The organism is Bacteroides intestinalis DSM 17393 (assembly GCF_000172175.1).
GTDB classification, from domain to species: Bacteria; Bacteroidota; Bacteroidia; order Bacteroidales; family Bacteroidaceae; genus Bacteroides; species Bacteroides intestinalis.
In genome coordinates this window covers 387,251-406,418 of the sequence record NZ_ABJL02000007.1, presented here as the reverse complement: position 1 = coordinate 406,418, position 19,168 = coordinate 387,251, and the positions used below count along the sequence as shown (strand labels likewise).

Here is a 19,168-nt window from a genome sequence, read left to right as displayed (position 1 = left end):
ATTATCATTGCTAAACATTCAAACAAGAAAGATCTTCCTTGACTATACATAAAAAACAGTAATCATCCGACAGTATATTTAAACCCAGTTGATCAGGTTCAATAGCACACCATGTATCTAACAACAAAGTACGAATAGCTTCAAACTCAGCCAATTCATATCTATGTTTATAGTAAAGTGCCTTTTCCCGCCAGTAGTCCGTTTCTTCACATAAACCTCTCCAATTTCTATCAGTCACACAATCTGTCAGTCTTTTGCTTATCTGTGCCAAATCATTATTTGGTACATAAGGCATATCTTCTACAAACTGAATCAGATGATTAAACTCATCTACAGACAAGACAACCCATACATGACATACTCCTCCTTCTTTCTTTTTTCGCTCCGCCCAGCTTTTAGCCTGAGCCGCCACTCCGTCTCTAAAGATAAAGTAGTTATTCTTGTCTATACGATGACCCGACAATAGATTTTCGGAATGGTTTATCTTATTTTCCAATGAAGATGCACTTAAATTATCTACATTATCATACCCCATTCTCAACTCTACCAGCATCAACCGGGAAGTAGTAACACGATTATTCGCATAATTACCTATTCCAATGGCAGCATCCATTGTACAGTCATTACTCCCTTTAAGTACTTTAGCCTCATAGTCATCCAATGAAAGACAAGTGATACGTGGATCGAACCATCCCGTTCTCTGATAATCTTTTGCAGCAACATCATTCAAAGTAGCCTGACAATGACAAGCAAAAGGGTGGCTGACTATAATATCATTCTGACAGACCAGTTGAACCATAATCCTGTATACGTGAAATAGCAATATTGAATGACTTAAAGATTTCACTTATATCGCTGCCTAAGTTCTTATAGACATACTGCATGGAATCTTCTGAAGCTCTCTCTGCCTGATAGAAACAGGTATTCTGTAATACGCCCTCTTTACGGGCTATTGACTGAATAGCAGATACCATATCAGGATTATGGCTTGCAACTATTATTTTGAGCCCTACTTGTTTATGAAGCAACACCAGTAAACGAGCAAATTCTACAATCCATTGAGGATGAAGATGCGCCTCAGGTTCATCAATAAGCAAAAGAGACTCTTCATTCAAGTATCCATTTTCAAGCAAACGTTGCAAGTAAGCGAATGACTTGATTCCGGTGGCTGTAGACGCAAGCGTGATATCCAGTCCGTCAGTACGATGATAATGTAATTCGTCATTCTTAAACCATCCCTTATCCACTGAAATCTTACCATTAATGGAACGCATTATCCGGGCTAAAAGAAGTCTATTCCGCTCCGGTATATTAGTTCCCGTGGAGCTAAGCATCATATTCGCCAACTCTTTCCAATGATTTAACTCTGATCCTTCTACTGCTAATGCCATAGGGGTATCAATATATATTGCTCTATGCAACATATAAGGCATACTGAAACACCGTTCTGCCAAAAGAGGAATCTGGTCTTCATATAACTGAATAGAAGCAGGAGGATCAAAGATTCCTTCTTCAATCAGATATTCATAGATATACCCTTGTAATCTCCCAACCGGATGCATCCTTAAGTCATCTAAAATATTAACGTATGCAGCCGTAACAATATTCTCTAAATCATCACAGTAATCATCCAAAGTAATACCTCCATCCAATGGTATAGCAAGATATGTCAGAATTCGATTTTTATTCCCCTCGTCACCACTATTCATATAACTTATTAACTCTTTCCGGAAAGAGGCTAACACATCCAAACTCGCATGAAAAAGACTTTCAATATCCCCATATACAACTCTGGTCTCCAGCAAGCGGCTATAGGTAACATTGATATTCTCATCTCCTCGATTCACTATATCTCTACGCACTCGATCCGGCTTACGCAAGCAATCTTGTATCTGCTTCAACAAGTCGTTATAAGCAAACTCATCAAACCTGTTAAAACCATTAATCAGATAATAAAGCCAACGGGACAATGTACTTTTTCCACATCCATTTTCTCCGGCAAGCACAGTTATGCCATTAATAGCAATATCTGCTTCTTTAATCGCATTATAATCGGATAATGTATATCTGTAATTACTCATAAGTCTTCATCAAATCATTGAACACAACAAAAATAGAGTATTTATTTGAATTGATAGATAAACTCATTAGATTCTTTTCTTTCAAACTTCATCATTAAACTTTAACCATACAACCATTTTGCCAATCTGTCAATTTGATAATCCTATTCGCACGAGAAGCTTCCATTTCCACCCTAAGTAGAAGAAAAAGAAAAAATCGCAGGGATTCCATTTCGCATGATTTCCCCTATCCTTTCTCCTTTACGCTTTTATGACACATCTATCTCCTTTTGTGTCATTCCCTCTCTCTAGTACATTAATGTCGCGAAATCGTATATCGTTTTACAGGTCGGCGAGTAACTTTGCATATTAAGAAAAAGTTTTGCCGACTGAAACAAAATATTAACCCAATAACAATCTAAATTAAGAATGATGAACTCAAAACAAGTATTCTTCGGGCTATTGGTATGCATAGCCGCACTGACCGGTTGCGACACCCGGAAACAGGTAGTCGTAGGCAATGAACTCTCCCTGACACGGGCCAAGCAAACATTGGATTCCCTATACCAGAACTACTCTGCTCCCGGCACATGCCTGCTTCGCGAAAATTATCCTTCGAATGTCGGTGACTACACCGCAACCTATCTGGCATCCGAAGAACAAAAGAATATGCCCAACCAATACTCCTACTTATGGCCTTATTCCGGCACCTTCTCCGCAGTAAGCGCTTTATATGAAGTCACACAAGATACCCTCTACAAATCACTGCTCGACAAGAAGGTATTAGTAGGCTTAGAAGAGTATTTCGATACCCAGAGAGCACCCGAAGCTTACGCTTCCTACATCCGCACAGCTCCCCAATCCGACCGTTTCTACGATGATAATGTCTGGCTGGGCATTGACTTCACCGACACCTATTTAGCAACTAAAGAAGATAAATACCTTCAGAAAGCAAAACTCATCTGGAAGTTTATAGAAAGCGGCATGGATGATAACTTAGGTGGTGGCATCTACTGGTGCGAACAAAAGAAGGGCTCCAAGAATACCTGTTCCAATGCTCCCGGCTCAGTCCTCGCATTGAAACTCTTTAAGGCTACCCAGGATAGTGCTTACCTGAAGCGAGGGGAACAACTGTACAAATGGACCCAAGCCCAACTACAAGATTCTACAGACTACCTGTACTTTGACAATATATCCCTGAATGGGAGAATAGGTAAAGCCAAGTTTGCCTACAACAGCGGACAAATGATGCAATCCGCCTCTTTACTATATCAACTCACCGGAAAAGAGGAGTATCTGACCGATGCACAAAATATAGCTCAGGCATGCCATAATTACTTCTTTACGGACTATACCCCGGAACATGGCGAAGCATTCAGAATGATCAAGCAAGGAGATGTATGGTTTACTGCCGTCATGCTAAGGGGGTTCATCGAACTTTATCATATAGACCACAATAAAACCTATCTGGATTCTTTCAATAAGAGTCTGGACCACGCCTGGGAACATGCCCGCGATGAGAAAGGTCTTTTCAACACCGACTTCACCGGCAATAACCGGAATGAACGGAAATGGCTTCTCACACAAGCTGCCATGGTAGAAATGTATGCCCGCCTTGCAGCTATCCAATAATAATCATACTAATAAAATATTAATACTTCAAGAATATGAAAAAGAAGAAGATCGGCCTATGCGCAGTGGCACTATTATGTATGAGTGGCACTGCCAAAGCAGCACTGCCTGCTCTGAAGCAAGATAACACGAAAGTAGTAAATCATGCTCAAATAACCGCTGCTTACAAAACAAATCGTCCGGCAGTAAAGAACCGCCTCTACACATCACAAGCAGTAGAAGCGGAAATCCTGCGGGTAAAAAAGTTACTGACCAATGCCAAACTGGCATGGATGTTCGAAAACTGTTTCCCCAACACATTGGATACCACCGTACACTATCGTCTCTTGAATGGCAAACCGGATACTTTTGTTTATACCGGTGACATCCATGCCATGTGGTTACGTGATTCCGGTGCACAAGTGTGGCCTTACGTACAACTTGCCAACCAGGACCCGGAACTGAAGAAGATGCTGGAAGGTGTAATCCGCCGTCAGTTTATGTGCATCAACATCGATCCTTATGCCAATGCTTATAATGATGGTCCGGTAGGCGGCAGCTGGATGTCGGACCTGACAGACATGAAGCCCGAACTCCATGAACGCAAGTGGGAGATCGATTCACTCTGCTACCCGCTTCGTCTGGCCTATCAGTATTGGAAAGAAACCGGTGATGCCAGTGTCTTCGATCAAGCCTGGATTGAAGCGATTACCAATATCCTGAAAACGTTCAAGGAACAGCAACGCAAGGATGGTGTAGGTCCTTATAAGTTCCAACGCAAGACGGAACGTGCTCTCGATACCCTGAACAACGATGGTCTGGGTGCTCCTGTCAATCCTGTCGGACTAATTGTGTCCTGCTTCCGTCCATCCGATGATGCAACCACTTTCCAATATCTGGTTCCATCTAATTTCTTTGCCGTATCTTCTCTAAGAAAAGCGGCCGAAATTCTTTCAACGGTAAACAAGAACAACAGCTTATCGCAAGAATGTACAGCACTTGCCGATGAAGTGGAAACCGCACTGAAGAAATATGCTACTTACAACCACCCGGAATTCGGTACTATTTATGCTTTCGAAGTGGATGGCTTCGGCAATCACATGCTAATGGACGATGCCAATGTACCGAGCCTGCTCGCTATGCCTTATCTGGGTGATGTAGATGTAAACGATCCCATCTATCAGAACACCCGCCGTTTCGTATGGAGTGAAAGCAATCCGTATTTCTTCAAAGGAAAAGCTGGCGAAGGAATCGGTGGCCCGCACATCGGCTACAATATGGTATGGCCTATGAGTATCATGATGAAGGCATTCACCAGCCAAGACGATCAGGAAATCAAAGAATGTATCCGGATGCTGATAAACACAGATGCAGGTACAGGTTTCATGCACGAATCCTTCCATAAAGATGATCCGGCAAACTTCACCCGCGCTTGGTTCGCCTGGCAAAACACACTTTTCGGAGAATTGATTCTGAAACTGGTAAACGAAGGAAAACTGGATTTACTGAATAGTATTTAAAAAACAAGATGCAAAAACAAATGAAAAGTCTATTTACAACGATGTTGGCAATCGGACTGTTCTGCCAATCACAAGCAGCCGACTTGTTCACACCTGTACAGAAAACGGAACTTCGTGCACCATCTGTGCCACTGATTACTTCCGATCCATACCTTTCCATCTGGTCACCCTACGACAAACTGAATGAAGGAAGTACCGAACACTGGACCGGAACCGAACATCCGCTTATCGGAGCTGTCCGTGTAGACGGAAAAGTATATCGTTTCATGGGAAAACAAACGTTGGAGGCTATACTCCCAATGGTTGAAGATGAAATATGGGAAGGTAACTACACCTTCCAACAACCCGCCGGAAACTGGACAGACATCGAATACAATGCCAACGGTTGGAAAGCCGGAAAAGCAGCTTTCGGAAGTTCAGACAGATCTATGATCGGAACCCCTTGGAAAAGTGAACCGGACATTTGGGTACGTCGTGAATTCAACCTGAACGAAGATCTGAGCAACCGTCCGGTCTACCTGAAATACTCGCATGATGATGTCTTTGAACTCTATCTGAATGGCGAACGCCTGGTAGCAACAGATTATTGCTGGAGAGACAACGTACTCTTGGAATTGACTGCTGAAACCAAAAAGAAGCTTCGCAAAGGCAAAAATGTAATTGCCGCCCACTGTCACAATACAACCGGAGGCGCCTATGTAGATTTCGGGTTATTCGTGCCTAACAACCAAACGACTGCCTTTGAAAATCTTGCCATACAGAAATCTGTTTCCGTGTTGCCCACGCAGACTTATTATACATTCGCTTGCGGACCGGTAGAACTGAATGTCGTGTTTACAGCCCCCTTGATGCTGGACGATCTGGATCTCATCTCTACTCCGGTCAACTACATCTCTTATCAGGTGCGCTCCATCGACAAAAAACAGCATGATGTACAGGTATATATAGAAACCACTCCACAACTGGCAGTAAACAAACCCATACAACCTACAATTGCTAAAGTGATCCGCCGCAATGGTTTGAGTTATATACAGGCCGGAACGATCGACCAACCCGTCACAGCCCACAAAGGCGACCTGATTTGTATAGACTGGGGGTATGCTTATATTGCAGGCAATATGAATGCAACCACAGCAGTCAGCTTGGGCGATTACAATGAAATGAAATCGACATTTGCCTCAAGCGGAAAGTTACTTCCCAGCAAAGGGGAGATCGTCACACGTCAGGCAAAACTGATGCCTGCCATGGCATACACCGACAACTTGGGAATGGTATCTGCAACCGGAAAGTCCGGATTCATGATGGTAGGTTACGACGACATTTATTCCATCGAATACATGTACCAGCGTCGTATGGCTTACTGGAAACACGATGGTAAAGTAAGTATCTTCGATGCATTCGAACGTGCCAAAGAAAATTATGAAAGCATCATGCATCGTTGCCGTGCCTACGATGCCATGATTCTGAATGATGCCGAACAGGCTGGCGGTCGCAAATATGCCGAACTCTGCGCATTAGCTTACCGTCAGGTGATTGCCGCCCATAAGCTGTTTAAAGATGAAAAAGGCAATTTGCTGTTCTTCTCTAAAGAAAACAATAGCAACGGATGTGTCAATACGGTTGACCTGACTTATCCTTCCGCCCCCTTGTTCCTGATATATAATCCCGACCTCCAAAAAGCAATGATGACCAGTATCTTCGAATACAGTGCAAGCGGACGCTGGAATAAGCCGTTCCCTGCTCACGACCTGGGCACCTATCCCATAGCCAACGGTCAGGTGTACGGCGGTGATATGCCACTTGAGGAAGGGGGTAATATGGTAATTCTGACAGCAGCCATTGCCAAAGCAGAAGGCAATGCCAATTATGCCAAACGGTACTGGGATCTATTGACTATCTGGACCGACTATCTTGCAGAATACGGGCAGAATCCTGAGAACCAATTATGTACGGATGACTTTGCCGGACACTGGGCACACAATACCAACCTGTCCGTAAAAGCAATCATGGGCGTTGCCGCTTATAGCGAAATGGCACGTATGCTTGGCATGAATGATGTTGCTGCCCGATACGCAACAACTGCAAAAAAGATGGCCGTAAAATGGGAAGAAATGGCACGTGAAGGTGACCACTACCGTCTGGCTTTCGACCGTGAAAACACTTGGAGCCAGAAGTATAATATGGTATGGGACAAGATGTGGAATTTGAACCTATTCCCCGGTGTTGCTGAAAAGGAAATCAAATATTACCTGACCAAACAGAATGCTTACGGTCTGCCGCTGGATAACCGCAAGACTTACAGCAAGTCCGATTGGATTATGTGGACAGCCGCCATGGCTTCCGACCAGGCTACATTTGAAAAGTTCATTGATCCCATTTACAAATATGCCAATGAAACAATCTCCCGTGTACCAATGAACGACTGGCACTATACCGATACAGGTACCTGGGTTGGTTTTAAGGCTCGTTCTGTAATCGGAGGTTACTGGATAAAAGTACTGATGGACAAAATGCAGGAGAAATAAGTATCTCCTGCACCATACCTGAGCCCTATCTGAAGCACACTTGCTCCGTACCTTCTCCATCCAGAGGTACCTCTGAGTGGAGAAAGTACGGCAATGGTACGAAGCAAGTATGTTTCAGATAGGGTTCAAATAGAAAATCCCCGATATCCCGTCATGAAGAAGGATACCGGGGATTTTAATTCAAACGCCTTTATTTAATACACATTAAATTCATAGATACGCACTGCATTTCCATTTTTGCTTTGTGTCGGTCTAGTTACCAAGAGACGAACATAACGCGCTTCTATCGGCTGCGAAAGATTTCTGGATACTTCGTTACTTGAGTTACCAAATATTCCGTCTACCGTCTTCCATTCTTCGTTAACAGCATTTTTCACCTGTAGGAAGCAGTCACTTGTAATCCAGGATTGGCTTTCTTGTCCGGCATTGAGTAATTTCCAGCCGCTGATAGTCTTGTTTTCACCCAGGTCGAAATCCACGTAGTTGGGTAATATACTGGTATCACACCACTTTGTTTCGCTATTTCCATCCACCATCAGACGGGGGTGTTCACCTTCACGCGTATATCCTGACCAACCCATCACATGGGCTTCTTTCAAGATGTTCTCCTTGGGAACGGTAGCTTCCTTGATGGTAACTGAACCTTTCACGGCAGTCCTGAATAATTGGGTAGCTACTTCCACTGGTTCCATTGTTTCTTTTACAGCAGTAGCGGCAAAAAGAACGATCTTTTCGTTTGCAGGCAATATAACTGTAGTGGCACCCTTAGGAATATCTACCCCTATCTTAAACATATAGGTAAATTCATAAGGAAGATCTTCGGTAGCTCCATGGCGGTGAGTACCTACATAGGCTATTTCAGCTTCTTTCAAATACCCTTCTGTATGATTCGTATGTCCCCATTGACCGATAAATCCGGTATAACAAGGGACAAAGGCTTTCTGCTGTGTTTTACCGGTGGTAAAGGTAGCTTCATAATCCGCATCGGTGGCAGCTGCAAGGAAATAAATACGGTTATATCCTTTGCCTACAGGAATTTGCAGGGTATCTCCGTTACAAGTCATACCGTTGGCAGCATCTTTCTCACCCAGCTTGAAAGGAATCTGATTCACAGTCAATGATTCAGGAAGCAGTTCGGCTGCATAGGAATAGCCGGATTCAAAATTTCCTTCATTACGGAATTCGTTCCATGAAGCACATTTACGGTTATAATTCAACGCGAGATATTCTGAATCCAATGTGGCAGCCACTGACCCGGAAGGTTTCAACTTGATCTTGAATGTCTTGACAGAATAGGGTTTTAAAGAAACCTGCAAGGTGTTTCCTGCGAATGAAGCATTACCGATCTTCTTCTCCGTTCCGTCTGCTTCACAAGCAGCGGTTATCTCTCCGGCAAAAGTCAGAGTAGCTTTCTGTTCCTGCTTACCCTCAGTTTCGTACACACGTACCACATATTCATCAGAACTTTCAGCTTTCTTCAATGCTTTAAGCAGTACATTCCGATTATCAGATGAAGCGAAAGAGAAAGTTTTGCCTAATGTACCTTTATGACTATCAGTCTGGAAAGCCTTCAGACGCTGATTCAACAATTCTCCTTGCTGAACGGTTTCCGCTTTATCCAGCTTACCGTCATGACCTATCAAGCTATAAGTAAAGCTATGGAAACCAAAATCCTGACGATTCTGATAAGCATAGTTTCGCTTTGTTTCCGGTGTGTGCAATAGCGTGAGACGAATCGTATTGTCATTGGGCTTATCCCATCCGTATTTGCTGTCATTCAATATAGAAACTCCATAACTTTCATTCTTGTCGGTCAGATCGGCCCAATAATGTGCATATACTTCATAGGCTGTAGGGACATTATTGCCTCTCTGTATGCTGCCGATACCCAAATCATAGGTCGCCTTCTCATTAGAAACGTTCAGAGGAAACTCTGCTTTCAGCAGGGCGTTGGTACTCTGCCATTCTATTTCGTTATAGAAATCGATACGAGGTGCCTGACTTCCTTCATAAAGCCGGATGTATTGGCAGAAAACTGATTCATCATGCTGCTTCTTGATACGGATTGTTTTACGTAGCGGACCGTTTTCCACCAGTGTAACCTCAGCATTCTTATCCGTAATGGAAATAGGTTCTTTATCTATGGTTTCTTTCAGAATCTCCCAAGCCGGCCAGCTATAAGATTTGTTCTCCGTAAAGAGAGCCAGACGGATAGCCTTTCCGGGCTTCACAATCTCTTTATCGTTTTTCTTGTCCAGCAAAGAAATGATATCTCCGTTAGCATCCAGCTTCATACTGTATACGGAGTTTTCTACCCGGTAGTTTTCGCCTTCACGGACCGGTGCAGAGAGCTCTGTAGCCTTTTCACCGGAAGTACGGACATCATATACAGCATAACCTACCGGAGGTACCACAGCATCAATCAGCAGATTTGCTTTCCCGTTTTGATAAGAAAGCAATTGAGAAGCCACTTTCTTTCCCGCCTCATCAAAAACAGATACGCCTTTGGGAGCGCGCGGCATACTGACTTCCACTTCCACCACACTCTTTGCAGAGAAGCCCAACGGATTATAAAGTACTACAGGAATACCTTTTACGCGGGTATCCAGTTGGCTGGCAACGCCGCGTACTGAGGATGTCAGCACATCTGAGAATTGAGAAAGAGAAATTAATTCATCATTCCATGAGAATTCATAGGCACGGGGAATACTGGTTCCCGTCAGGTCGTCATGGAACTGATGATATATAAAGCGTTTCCACGCATCAGTCAGGAAAGTACCGGGATAATCTGCAAGATTCAGCCACTCGGCACCTACTGCCGCACGTTCGGCTGCATCACCCAGAAGTTCGTTCTGGCGGTTATAGAGTTTCATAGCCGCTTGCGAAGTATAACATCCGGTACCATGTACGTCCATCAATAGTTCACCATCGTACATAGGAAGTTCAGGATGTTCTTTGTAAGGCTGATAATCCTTGAACAACTGGTCGCTCGTAGCACTTATAATTTGCAATGGACCATTACCCTTCACGCCTTTCTCTACGGAACGTACGGAACCAATAGTAGGTGAACCACCGATGTCACCTGTTCCATAATAACGGTAAACAGTTTTCAAAGGGGTACGCTCCGCTAATTCCATCAGCTCTTTATTTTCAGATAAATCTACATCATTCCATCTTTTACCATAGCCGTAACCATGAGCCAGCATGATAGAAGAACCATCTATTCCTTTCCACACTCCAATGGTGAAAGGATGTTTACTCTTTCCAAAGAAAGGATGTACACGCCAGTCCAGCTTTTGAGAGGAGAAACCTATCAGACTACAATGAGCGGCAATAGTGGGTAAAGTCCAGCCGAAACCGAAACAGTCGGGAAGAAAAATATCGGTACTCTCCACCCCGAATTCCTTCCGGTAGTATTCCTGACCCAACATAATGTTACGGATGAAGGATTCGGTGGAAGGAACTAAAGCATCATTGGCATCCCAGCTACTACCGGAAATGTGCCAACGTCCTTCTTTGATGTACTCCTTCAACAATTCGTATTCCCGGGGATAAAATTCCTTCATCCAGGCATACTTTACACCTCCTTCAAAATTAAAAATATAATTGGGATATTGCTTCAGTAGAAGCAGGTTCTGGTTTAATGTGTTCCACACATATTCTTTAATGGTGGTTTGCACATCCCAATTCCATTGGGTATCCAGATGAGCATCAGCCACAGTATATACTTTTGCCGTTTTCGTAGCAGTAGTCTGGGCTGAAACGACTCCGTTTGTCAGTGCCAGAAAAGCACCACATACCATAAGAGATTGTTTCAAATTCATAGCATTCGCATTTAATGTTTTTAGTGTGAGGTAAAGATAGGGCGTCATGAGGTCATCCGGTATACGGATATATGACATTATTGTATATAAAGCCCGAATGTCGCAAAAAAAACACATAAATGTCACGAATACATAAAGGATAATCTACACAACGCAGTACTTTTACACCGAAACATAAAACAATTATTTACCATGAAAAAACACCTGTTGTTACTTTGTGCATTTTGTGTATCTTTATATGGCCATAGCCAAAAGATATATAAGTTGTCATCCCCGGATAAGAATATCGGTATATCCATCAGTCTTTCGGATAAAATCGACTACGACATTACCTACCAGAATGAAACATTACTGGAAAAAGGCAACCTGCAATTGGAAATAGGTAACCTGCAATTGGGGGCTAACCCCAAACTGCTAAAAGCAACCTCCAAAAGCATTCAGGAAGAATTAACCCCTATTGTACCACTTAAGTATTCAACCGTCTCCAACAATTACAATCAGCTCATATTGAAATTCAAGGGAGATTATTCTGTGGAATTCCGTGCCTTTAATGACGGACTTGCCTATCGTTTCATCACCAACAAAAAAGGAATTGTTGAGGTAAAGAATGAGACATTCCAAGTGCATTTCCCGGATAATTACTTACTCCATACCCAACAACCGGGTAGTTTCAAAACAGCTTATGAAGAAGCCTATCAACACATACAAAGCAAAGATTGGAAAGAAACCGACAAGATGGCTTTATTGCCCATCCTGATCGATACACAAAAAGGCTATAAGATCCTGATCAGTGAATCGAATCTGACGGACTATCCTGCCCTATTCCTCAAAAGCAATAATAACAATGGAATGTATTCCGTGTTTCCGAAGGTACCGGTGGAATTCGGAGAAGATGGAGACCGGAGCCTGAAGATTCTCAAAGAAGCGGATTATATAGCCAAGACGAATGGAAAACGTGATTTTCCCTGGCGTTACTTCGTCATCAGCAAGGATGACAGGCAACTGATAGAAAATACGATGACCTATAAGCTGGCAGACAAGAATCTACTGGAAGACACATCCTGGATTAAGCCCGGATTAGCCAGTTGGGAATGGTGGAATGGTGCCACTCCTTACGGTCCGGACGTAAACTTTGTAGCCGGATGTAATCTGAACACCTACAAGTACTTCATCGACTTTGCCTCCCGTTACGGAGTGCCCTATATCATCATGGACGAAGGCTGGGCAAAATCTACAAAAGATCCGTATACTCCCAACCCGGACGTAGACCTGCATGAACTTATCCGTTATGGCAAAGAGAAAAATGTAGGCATTGTACTTTGGCTGACATGGCTGGCAGTAGAGAATAACTTCGAGCTTTTTGGAACTTTTGAAAATTGGGGAATAAAAGGCGTTAAAATCGACTTTATGGATCGGAGTGACCAATGGATGGTTAACTACTATGAAAAAGTGGCTAAGGAAGCCGCAAAACATCATTTATTTGTTGATTTCCATGGTTCATTCAAACCGGCCGGGTTAGAATATAAGTATCCTAACGTACTGTCGTATGAAGGCGTAAGAGGTATGGAACAAATGGGCGGATGTAAACCGGATAACAGTGTTTACCTGCCTTTCATGAGAAATGCAGTGGGTCCGATGGATTATACCCCCGGAGCCATGTTCAGCATGCAACCGGAAGTATATCGTTGCGAACGTCCTAATTCCGCCAGCATAGGTACACGCGCTTATCAGATGGCCCTGTTCGTCATCTTTGAAAGCGGACTCCAGATGATGGCAGACAATCCGACACTTTATTACCGTAACGAAGAATGTACCCGGTTCATTACTCAGGTTCCACAGACTTGGGACGAAACCATCGCTCTGGAAGCTAAAGCCGGTGAATATGCCATTGTTGCCAAACGCAAAGGAGACAAATGGTACATTGGTGGCATGACTAACAACCAGCAGAAAGAAAGAACTTTCGATTTGGACTTCAGCTTCTTAAAAGAAGGAAAAACATATCGTATGACTTCTTTTGAAGATGGAATCAATGCCGACCGTCAGGCTATGGATTATCGCAAAAAAGAACGTACGCTGAAAAAGGGAGAGAAAATCAGCATACGTCTTGTACGGAATGGCGGTTTCGCTGCTGTTATCGAATAGCAGGGAACAAAAGCATCAGCGCCGGTATGCCTGAAGCGGAATAACTGTCAACCACTACATCGGTTGACAGTGCTTGGGTATACTCACCGCCACAAATGCCACGTACTTCATCCCTGTTGGACCAACCGGAACAAATATTGCGGTGCAGATATGGAAGATATTGAGTCTGTCCGCAATCATATACCAACATAGCAATGTACTGAGCAAAAATAGCAGTATAAATACCTTGCTCGATTCCATGCTCAAAAGGTAGTATATGTTCCGCAGAAGACATCTCATTGAAAGTATAGTCAGCTGCCAGGAGCGCATGATCCAGATAGCGTTTTTCACCTGTAGCTTTATACAATAAAACGGAGGCTCCGATAAAAGTAGCCTGATTATAAACATGTGCTTTCCAATTCGGAGCACCCTTACCATGACGGCTATCGGCAACGCGACCCGTTTTCTGATCCAACAGATTCTCAACTCCCCATTCATAAACCTCTTTACCCTTCGCCAGATATTGCCTCTTTGACTGGCATTCAGGAATTTGTCCGGTTTGCTCCGGTCTTCCTTCCGGTACATTGTTATAGAGAGTCAGGGCGGCTACTACAGTGGGAAAATTGATACAGGCCATCTTTCCATCTCCGGGTTTATTGGGATTCGGATTCCGTATAGGTTGCCATTGCCAGAACATACCTCCATCCTCTTCATCATAAGATCCTGTGTCTCCTACCTTATCCGAGCCATACCATACCCGCTTAAAACTGGCTTCTGCCAGTCGAAGATATTCTTCCTCCCCAAATAGCTCATAGGCACGCGACAGAGCAATAGTCCACCACATTATATCATCATAAATGAACCAACCTGTGTTTTCATTATTATCATCAAAATCAAAATGTGCATAATGTGCTTTGTTTCCAGCAAAAATCTTCTCACAAAGCTTTCTCATCTCTTTAGTTCTCCTTTTATCTTTCTCCGACTTAGCCAGCTTATATGCATTCATAGCCATTTCCCAATAAATGGGCTGGCACCAGATAGCTGCGGCACCATTACCGCGGTCAATCGCCTGTTCGAAGGAGGTATCCGTTTTATAGATATATTTGTTTGAATCCAGAAAGGTTTTATTAAATCCGTCATAAGCCATCCAGACTTCTTTCTGAGTATACCCGGATGTCTGATCTGTTTTCTTTCTGAAATCCTCTGCCTTGCATATAGCAGTCGATGTCAGCAATAAAATCATTGCCACTCCCAAAGAGACTCTTATCATATCGATCTGTTTTCTAAATTTATAGTACTAATTTTCTGATGCAAAATTAAGCGTTCTCCATAAGAAAAGATATACAGACTTTGGACATAAAAGTCCGACTATAAGACAATATCCTGCCATTATTCCTTATCTTTGTGACGTCTAACGAATATATGAATATGAGAAACATCCACAAAGTATTCCGGTTTATATGGTTGCTTTCATGCTTTATATGTTGTTTCCCTTTGGCGAATTATGCATATAGCCTACGACAGTTCTCCAATAAAAACGGACTATCCAATAGTGCTATCCTGTCTCTTCACCAAGATCATCAAGGAGTCATCTGGATCGGTTCATGTGACGGTCTGAATGTTTTCGATGGCACCCGCATACAGGTATATACCCCAGTCTATTCTTCAGAAACATTACTTTCGGGAAATCTGATCAACCATATCATGGAAGCCGAAGAGAACGTATTATGGATACAAACCAATTACGGATTGGATAGGTTGGACACCAAACATCAAATCTGCCAAAGTTTCCCGGACTTTAAAGACAATAACTACATCACCAAAAGTGACGATAACGAACTCTTCATCGTGAAAGATGACGGATATCTTTATCATTACCAACGGGAAAAACAGGATTTCCGGAAGTTGGAGGTTCCCCCAGTTGCTTTTGAACATGTATTATCCACGATTATCGATGAAAATAATATTCTCTGGATTTTCACATCAGATCATGATACCCGTAGCTACCAGATTCATAAAACAGATCAGGGAGTGACCCTAACTCCTAACAATCTGTTCAAGCATACCGGAAAACTGCTATGGGCTTTTGCAGAAGATCACTTAGTCTATTTCATTGACGATACTTACTCATTATACGAATATAATTTCAACAATCAACAAGAGTACTATATAGCCGACCTTAAAACCGAAATCGAGTCACGTGGAGAGGTATCTTCTATTATCAAGCAACAGAACGACTATTACATCGGCTTCAAGAGCAGCGGACTAATTCTATTAAAATACATGACCGACCAGAAAGTGAAATACCAGATGCAATCTACCGAAATACATTCGGGAATCTTCTGCCTGATGAAAGACAAGTTTCAGGATATCGTATGGATAGGAACAGACGGTCAAGGCGTATATATGTACTTTAACGATGCTTTTTCCATAACAAACACGCTGCTGGATACCCCTGTTTACCAGATTAACAACCCCATACGCGCACTTTACTGTGATGAGGAACAAACATTATGGATAGGAACTAAAGGAGGTGGCATAGTACGTATCAATAATTATTCTTCTGATAAGGAGCCGCTAACTTCCTTCAACCGTATTTCTGCTGCTAACAGCACACTGACTGATAATGCCGTCTATTGCTTTGCTCCCGGCGCTACAGGCAAACTATGGATAGGTACCGAAAACGGCATTAATTATTATTCGTACCAAAGCAAACAACTAAAGGAGTTTCCAGTCGTTGCCGATAATAAGAAAGTGAAATACGTACATTCTATCAATGAACTGAATGATACTACCTTATGGGTATCTACCGTTGGGGAGGGTATCGTAAAGGTAATTCTGAATAATACCGGAAGCTCGCCAGTTGTTAAATCAGCCACCAGAATTGTTCTGGATAAAGGGCGCATGGCATCCAATTACTTCTTTACCTCTTTCCAGGAAAGTGACTCCATACTCTGGTTTGGTAATCGTGGCTACGGTGCTTACCGGCTTAATGTAGAAACCGGTGAAATGACTCCCTACAAGTTTGACGATGTTGTAAAAAGTCAGACTGCCAATGATATATTCGCTATTTACAAAAACGAAAAGGGATATTGGCTAGGCACCAGTTCAGGATTGCTGCACTTGAATCAGGATTACTCTCATCGGCATGACCGGGCGGACCTGTTCTCAAACAACACCGTACACGGCATTTTAGAGGATCAGCAAAACAACCTCTGGATCAGCACGAATCAAGGGCTGGTAAGATTTAACCCGCAGACAAACACCGGACAGACATACGACAGGCAAAACGGTCTGGAAGTCACTGAATTCAGTGATGGAGCTTTTTATAAGGACTTACGAACCGGAACCTTATTCTTCGGAGGTACAAACGGCTTTGTAACCATCAAGCCTAATACATACAGGATGGCAGACTATATGCCTCAGATAAGCCTGAAAGGATTGTCTATCTTCGGAAAAGAATATAATATATATGACTTTCTTCATAAAAAGAAAGAAAAGGAAATACTCCAACTGGACTACAGCCAGAATTTCTTTTGCATTAATTTTATGGCAGTCGATTACATAAACGGCAACAACTATTCTTATTCTTACAAACTGGATGAGGTTAGTAACCAGTGGATAGAAAGTGGAACGTCAGCCAGTGCCGTATTTTCCAATCTTCCACCCGGACAATATAGGCTGTTAGTAAAATACAGAAATAACATGAATGGGAAAGAGTCTGAACCTCAGACTCTTCTGATTCAGATCACTCCACCATGGTATTTAAGTACCTGGGCATATATCTTCTATTTCATAATCATAGCTTTGCTCTGTATTCTTGCTGTCTACAGGATTATCGGTCAATACCGTCGGAAACAACACCGCATCATCGAAAAGCTGAACCGGGAAAAGAAAGAAGAAGTTTACGAATCCAAACTTCGCTTCTTTACCAACATTACACACGAGTTCTGTACACCGCTCACACTGATTTACGGTCCATGCGAAAAGATACTTGCTTACCCGCAATCAGACTCATATATCCGCAAATACGGAAAGATGATACAGCAGAATACGGAGAAACTGAATAGCTTGATTCTGGAATTGCTTGAATTCCGTAGGCTGGAAACCGGCCATAAGGCACTTTCCATCCAAAGATTACCGGTATCGGACAAGCTCCGGAATATTGCAGAATCATTCTGTGAACTGGCCGAGAATAAGAACTTGAATTATCAATTGGATATCGAACCGGATATTGAATGGAATACGGATATCAGTTGTTTCAACAAGATAGCCAATAACCTGATCTCCAATGCCTTTAAATATACTCCGGAAGAAGGCACTATTACCGTTAGCCTGAAGACAGAGAATCAACATCTGACCCTTAGCATATCCAATTCCGGAAAAGGCATAGCGAAAGAAAACCTTTCGAAGATATTCGACCGCTACAAGATATTGGATTCCTTTGAGATGAATGGGAAGAATTCACGAAACGGTCTCGGATTGGCTATTTGCAAAAGCATGACTACTTTGTTGAACGGAGAAATCAATGTCAGCAGTATCCAAAACGAAGTAACGACATTTACAGTTACTTTACCGGAACTATCACCAAGCCAACAAGAGGCAGATATGTCCCGGAAAGAATATGAAACAACACCTATAAATACTAATACAGAATCTATAGAGTTAGAACAGACCATTAAGAAATTCGATAGTTCGAAACACACAATTATGATTATTGATGACGATCCTTCCATGCTGTGGTTTGTTTCGGAAATATTTGTAGATAAATACAATGTACTATCTTTCGGCAGCGCCCAAGAGGCTCTGGCTAACCTGGAACAAAAACAACCGGATCTGATTATCTCAGATGTGATGATGCCTGAAACAGACGGACTTTCTTTCGCCCAGAAAATCAAGCAGAATAAGTTATGGAGCCATATTCCACTTATTTTATTATCCGCACTTCATCACGAAGACGATCAGGTGAAAGGTATTGAAGCCGGTGCGGAGGTATACGTAACGAAGCCTTTCAACGTGAAATACCTGGAAAAAGTGGTCTATCGATTGATTCAGCGCGAATCGGACTTAAAAGAATATTACAGTTCCATATTCAGTTCCTTCACCGTAGAAAATGGGAACTGCATCCATAAGGAAGATCAGGAATTTCTGGATAAAGTAATAGAAACCATAGAGAAGAACATCACCAATCCCGACTTGTCCGTCGAATTATTGAGCAGTGATTTGGGATACAGCACCCGTCAATTCTACCGGAAACTGAAACCGATTACCGAAAAGTCACCGGCTGATATCATCAAGGAATATCGTCTTACGATGGCCGAACATTTGTTACTGACCAAGAATTTCACTATTGAAGAAATTATGGATCGGACAGGGTTCAATAACCGCGGCACCTTCTATAAGTTGTTCTCTTCACACTTCGGCATGCCGCCGCGACAGTACAGAGAACAGCAGAAGGATAACGTAAAGATAGAGAAGTCTTTATTATAAAAGCGCAACCTAAAATT

General features: G+C 42.6%; 9 protein-coding genes. 5 read left to right on the top strand and 4 right to left on the bottom strand.

Annotation, left to right across the window (positions count from 1 at the left end):
* Positions 1–10: 10 nt before the first annotated feature.
* Both BACINT_RS05555 and BACINT_RS05550 read right to left on the bottom strand, forming a co-directional pair.
* Positions 11–799 (bottom strand): hypothetical protein, encoded by a 789-nt coding sequence (locus BACINT_RS05555; protein ID WP_007661246.1) that lies wholly within the window; start codon positions 797–799, stop codon positions 11–13.
* Complete coding sequence (locus tag BACINT_RS05550) at positions 774–2,081, bottom strand: AAA family ATPase (RefSeq protein WP_007661245.1); 1,308 nt, start codon at positions 2,079–2,081, stop codon at positions 774–776. The genes BACINT_RS05555 and BACINT_RS05550 overlap by 26 nt, the downstream gene beginning before the upstream one ends.
* Positions 2,082–2,492: 411 nt before the next feature.
* On the opposite strand from BACINT_RS05550, the gene BACINT_RS05545 reads away from it, so the two are divergent.
* Genes BACINT_RS05545 through BACINT_RS05535 form a run of 3 tightly spaced genes read left to right on the top strand, consistent with a single transcriptional unit; the run spans position 2,493 to position 7,716 of the window.
* Entirely contained in the window at positions 2,493–3,692 is a 1,200-nt protein-coding gene (locus BACINT_RS05545) for a glycoside hydrolase family 76 protein (RefSeq protein ID WP_021967159.1), read from the top strand.
* A 35-nt stretch (positions 3,693–3,727) separates the two neighbouring features.
* The gene (locus BACINT_RS05540; protein ID WP_007661243.1) at positions 3,728–5,191 is read left to right on the top strand and encodes a glycoside hydrolase family 125 protein; all 1,464 of its coding nucleotides are present in this window, start codon (positions 3,728–3,730) and stop codon (positions 5,189–5,191) included.
* A 20-nt stretch (positions 5,192–5,211) separates the two neighbouring features.
* Positions 5,212–7,716 (top strand): glutaminase domain-containing protein, encoded by a 2,505-nt coding sequence (locus BACINT_RS05535; protein ID WP_044154892.1) that lies wholly within the window; start codon positions 5,212–5,214, stop codon positions 7,714–7,716.
* A gap of 194 nt (positions 7,717–7,910) precedes the next feature.
* Here BACINT_RS05535 and BACINT_RS05530 read toward each other — a convergent pair whose 3' ends face one another.
* On the bottom strand, positions 7,911–11,534 hold the full coding sequence (locus tag BACINT_RS05530; RefSeq protein ID WP_044154891.1) for a glycoside hydrolase family 38 N-terminal domain-containing protein: 3,624 nt from the start codon (positions 11,532–11,534) through the stop codon (positions 7,911–7,913).
* A 198-nt stretch (positions 11,535–11,732) separates the two neighbouring features.
* On the opposite strand from BACINT_RS05530, the gene BACINT_RS05525 reads away from it, so the two are divergent.
* Positions 11,733–13,682 carry a glycoside hydrolase family 97 protein gene (locus BACINT_RS05525; protein ID WP_007661239.1) on the top strand — a complete coding sequence of 650 codons (1,950 nt, stop codon included), beginning with the start codon at positions 11,733–11,735 and terminating at the stop codon, positions 13,680–13,682.
* Here BACINT_RS05525 and BACINT_RS05520 read toward each other — a convergent pair.
* Positions 13,672–14,931, bottom strand: a complete 1,260-nt coding sequence (locus BACINT_RS05520; protein ID WP_007661238.1) for a glycoside hydrolase family 76 protein — start codon at positions 14,929–14,931, stop codon at positions 13,672–13,674. The two genes, BACINT_RS05525 and BACINT_RS05520, sit on opposite strands and share 11 nt — an antisense overlap.
* 158 nt (positions 14,932–15,089) lie before the next feature.
* On the opposite strand from BACINT_RS05520, the gene BACINT_RS05515 reads away from it, so the two are divergent.
* Positions 15,090–19,151 carry a two-component regulator propeller domain-containing protein gene (locus BACINT_RS05515; protein ID WP_044154888.1) on the top strand — a complete coding sequence of 1,354 codons (4,062 nt, stop codon included), beginning with the start codon at positions 15,090–15,092 and terminating at the stop codon, positions 19,149–19,151.
* Positions 19,152–19,168: the final 17 nt, after the last annotated feature.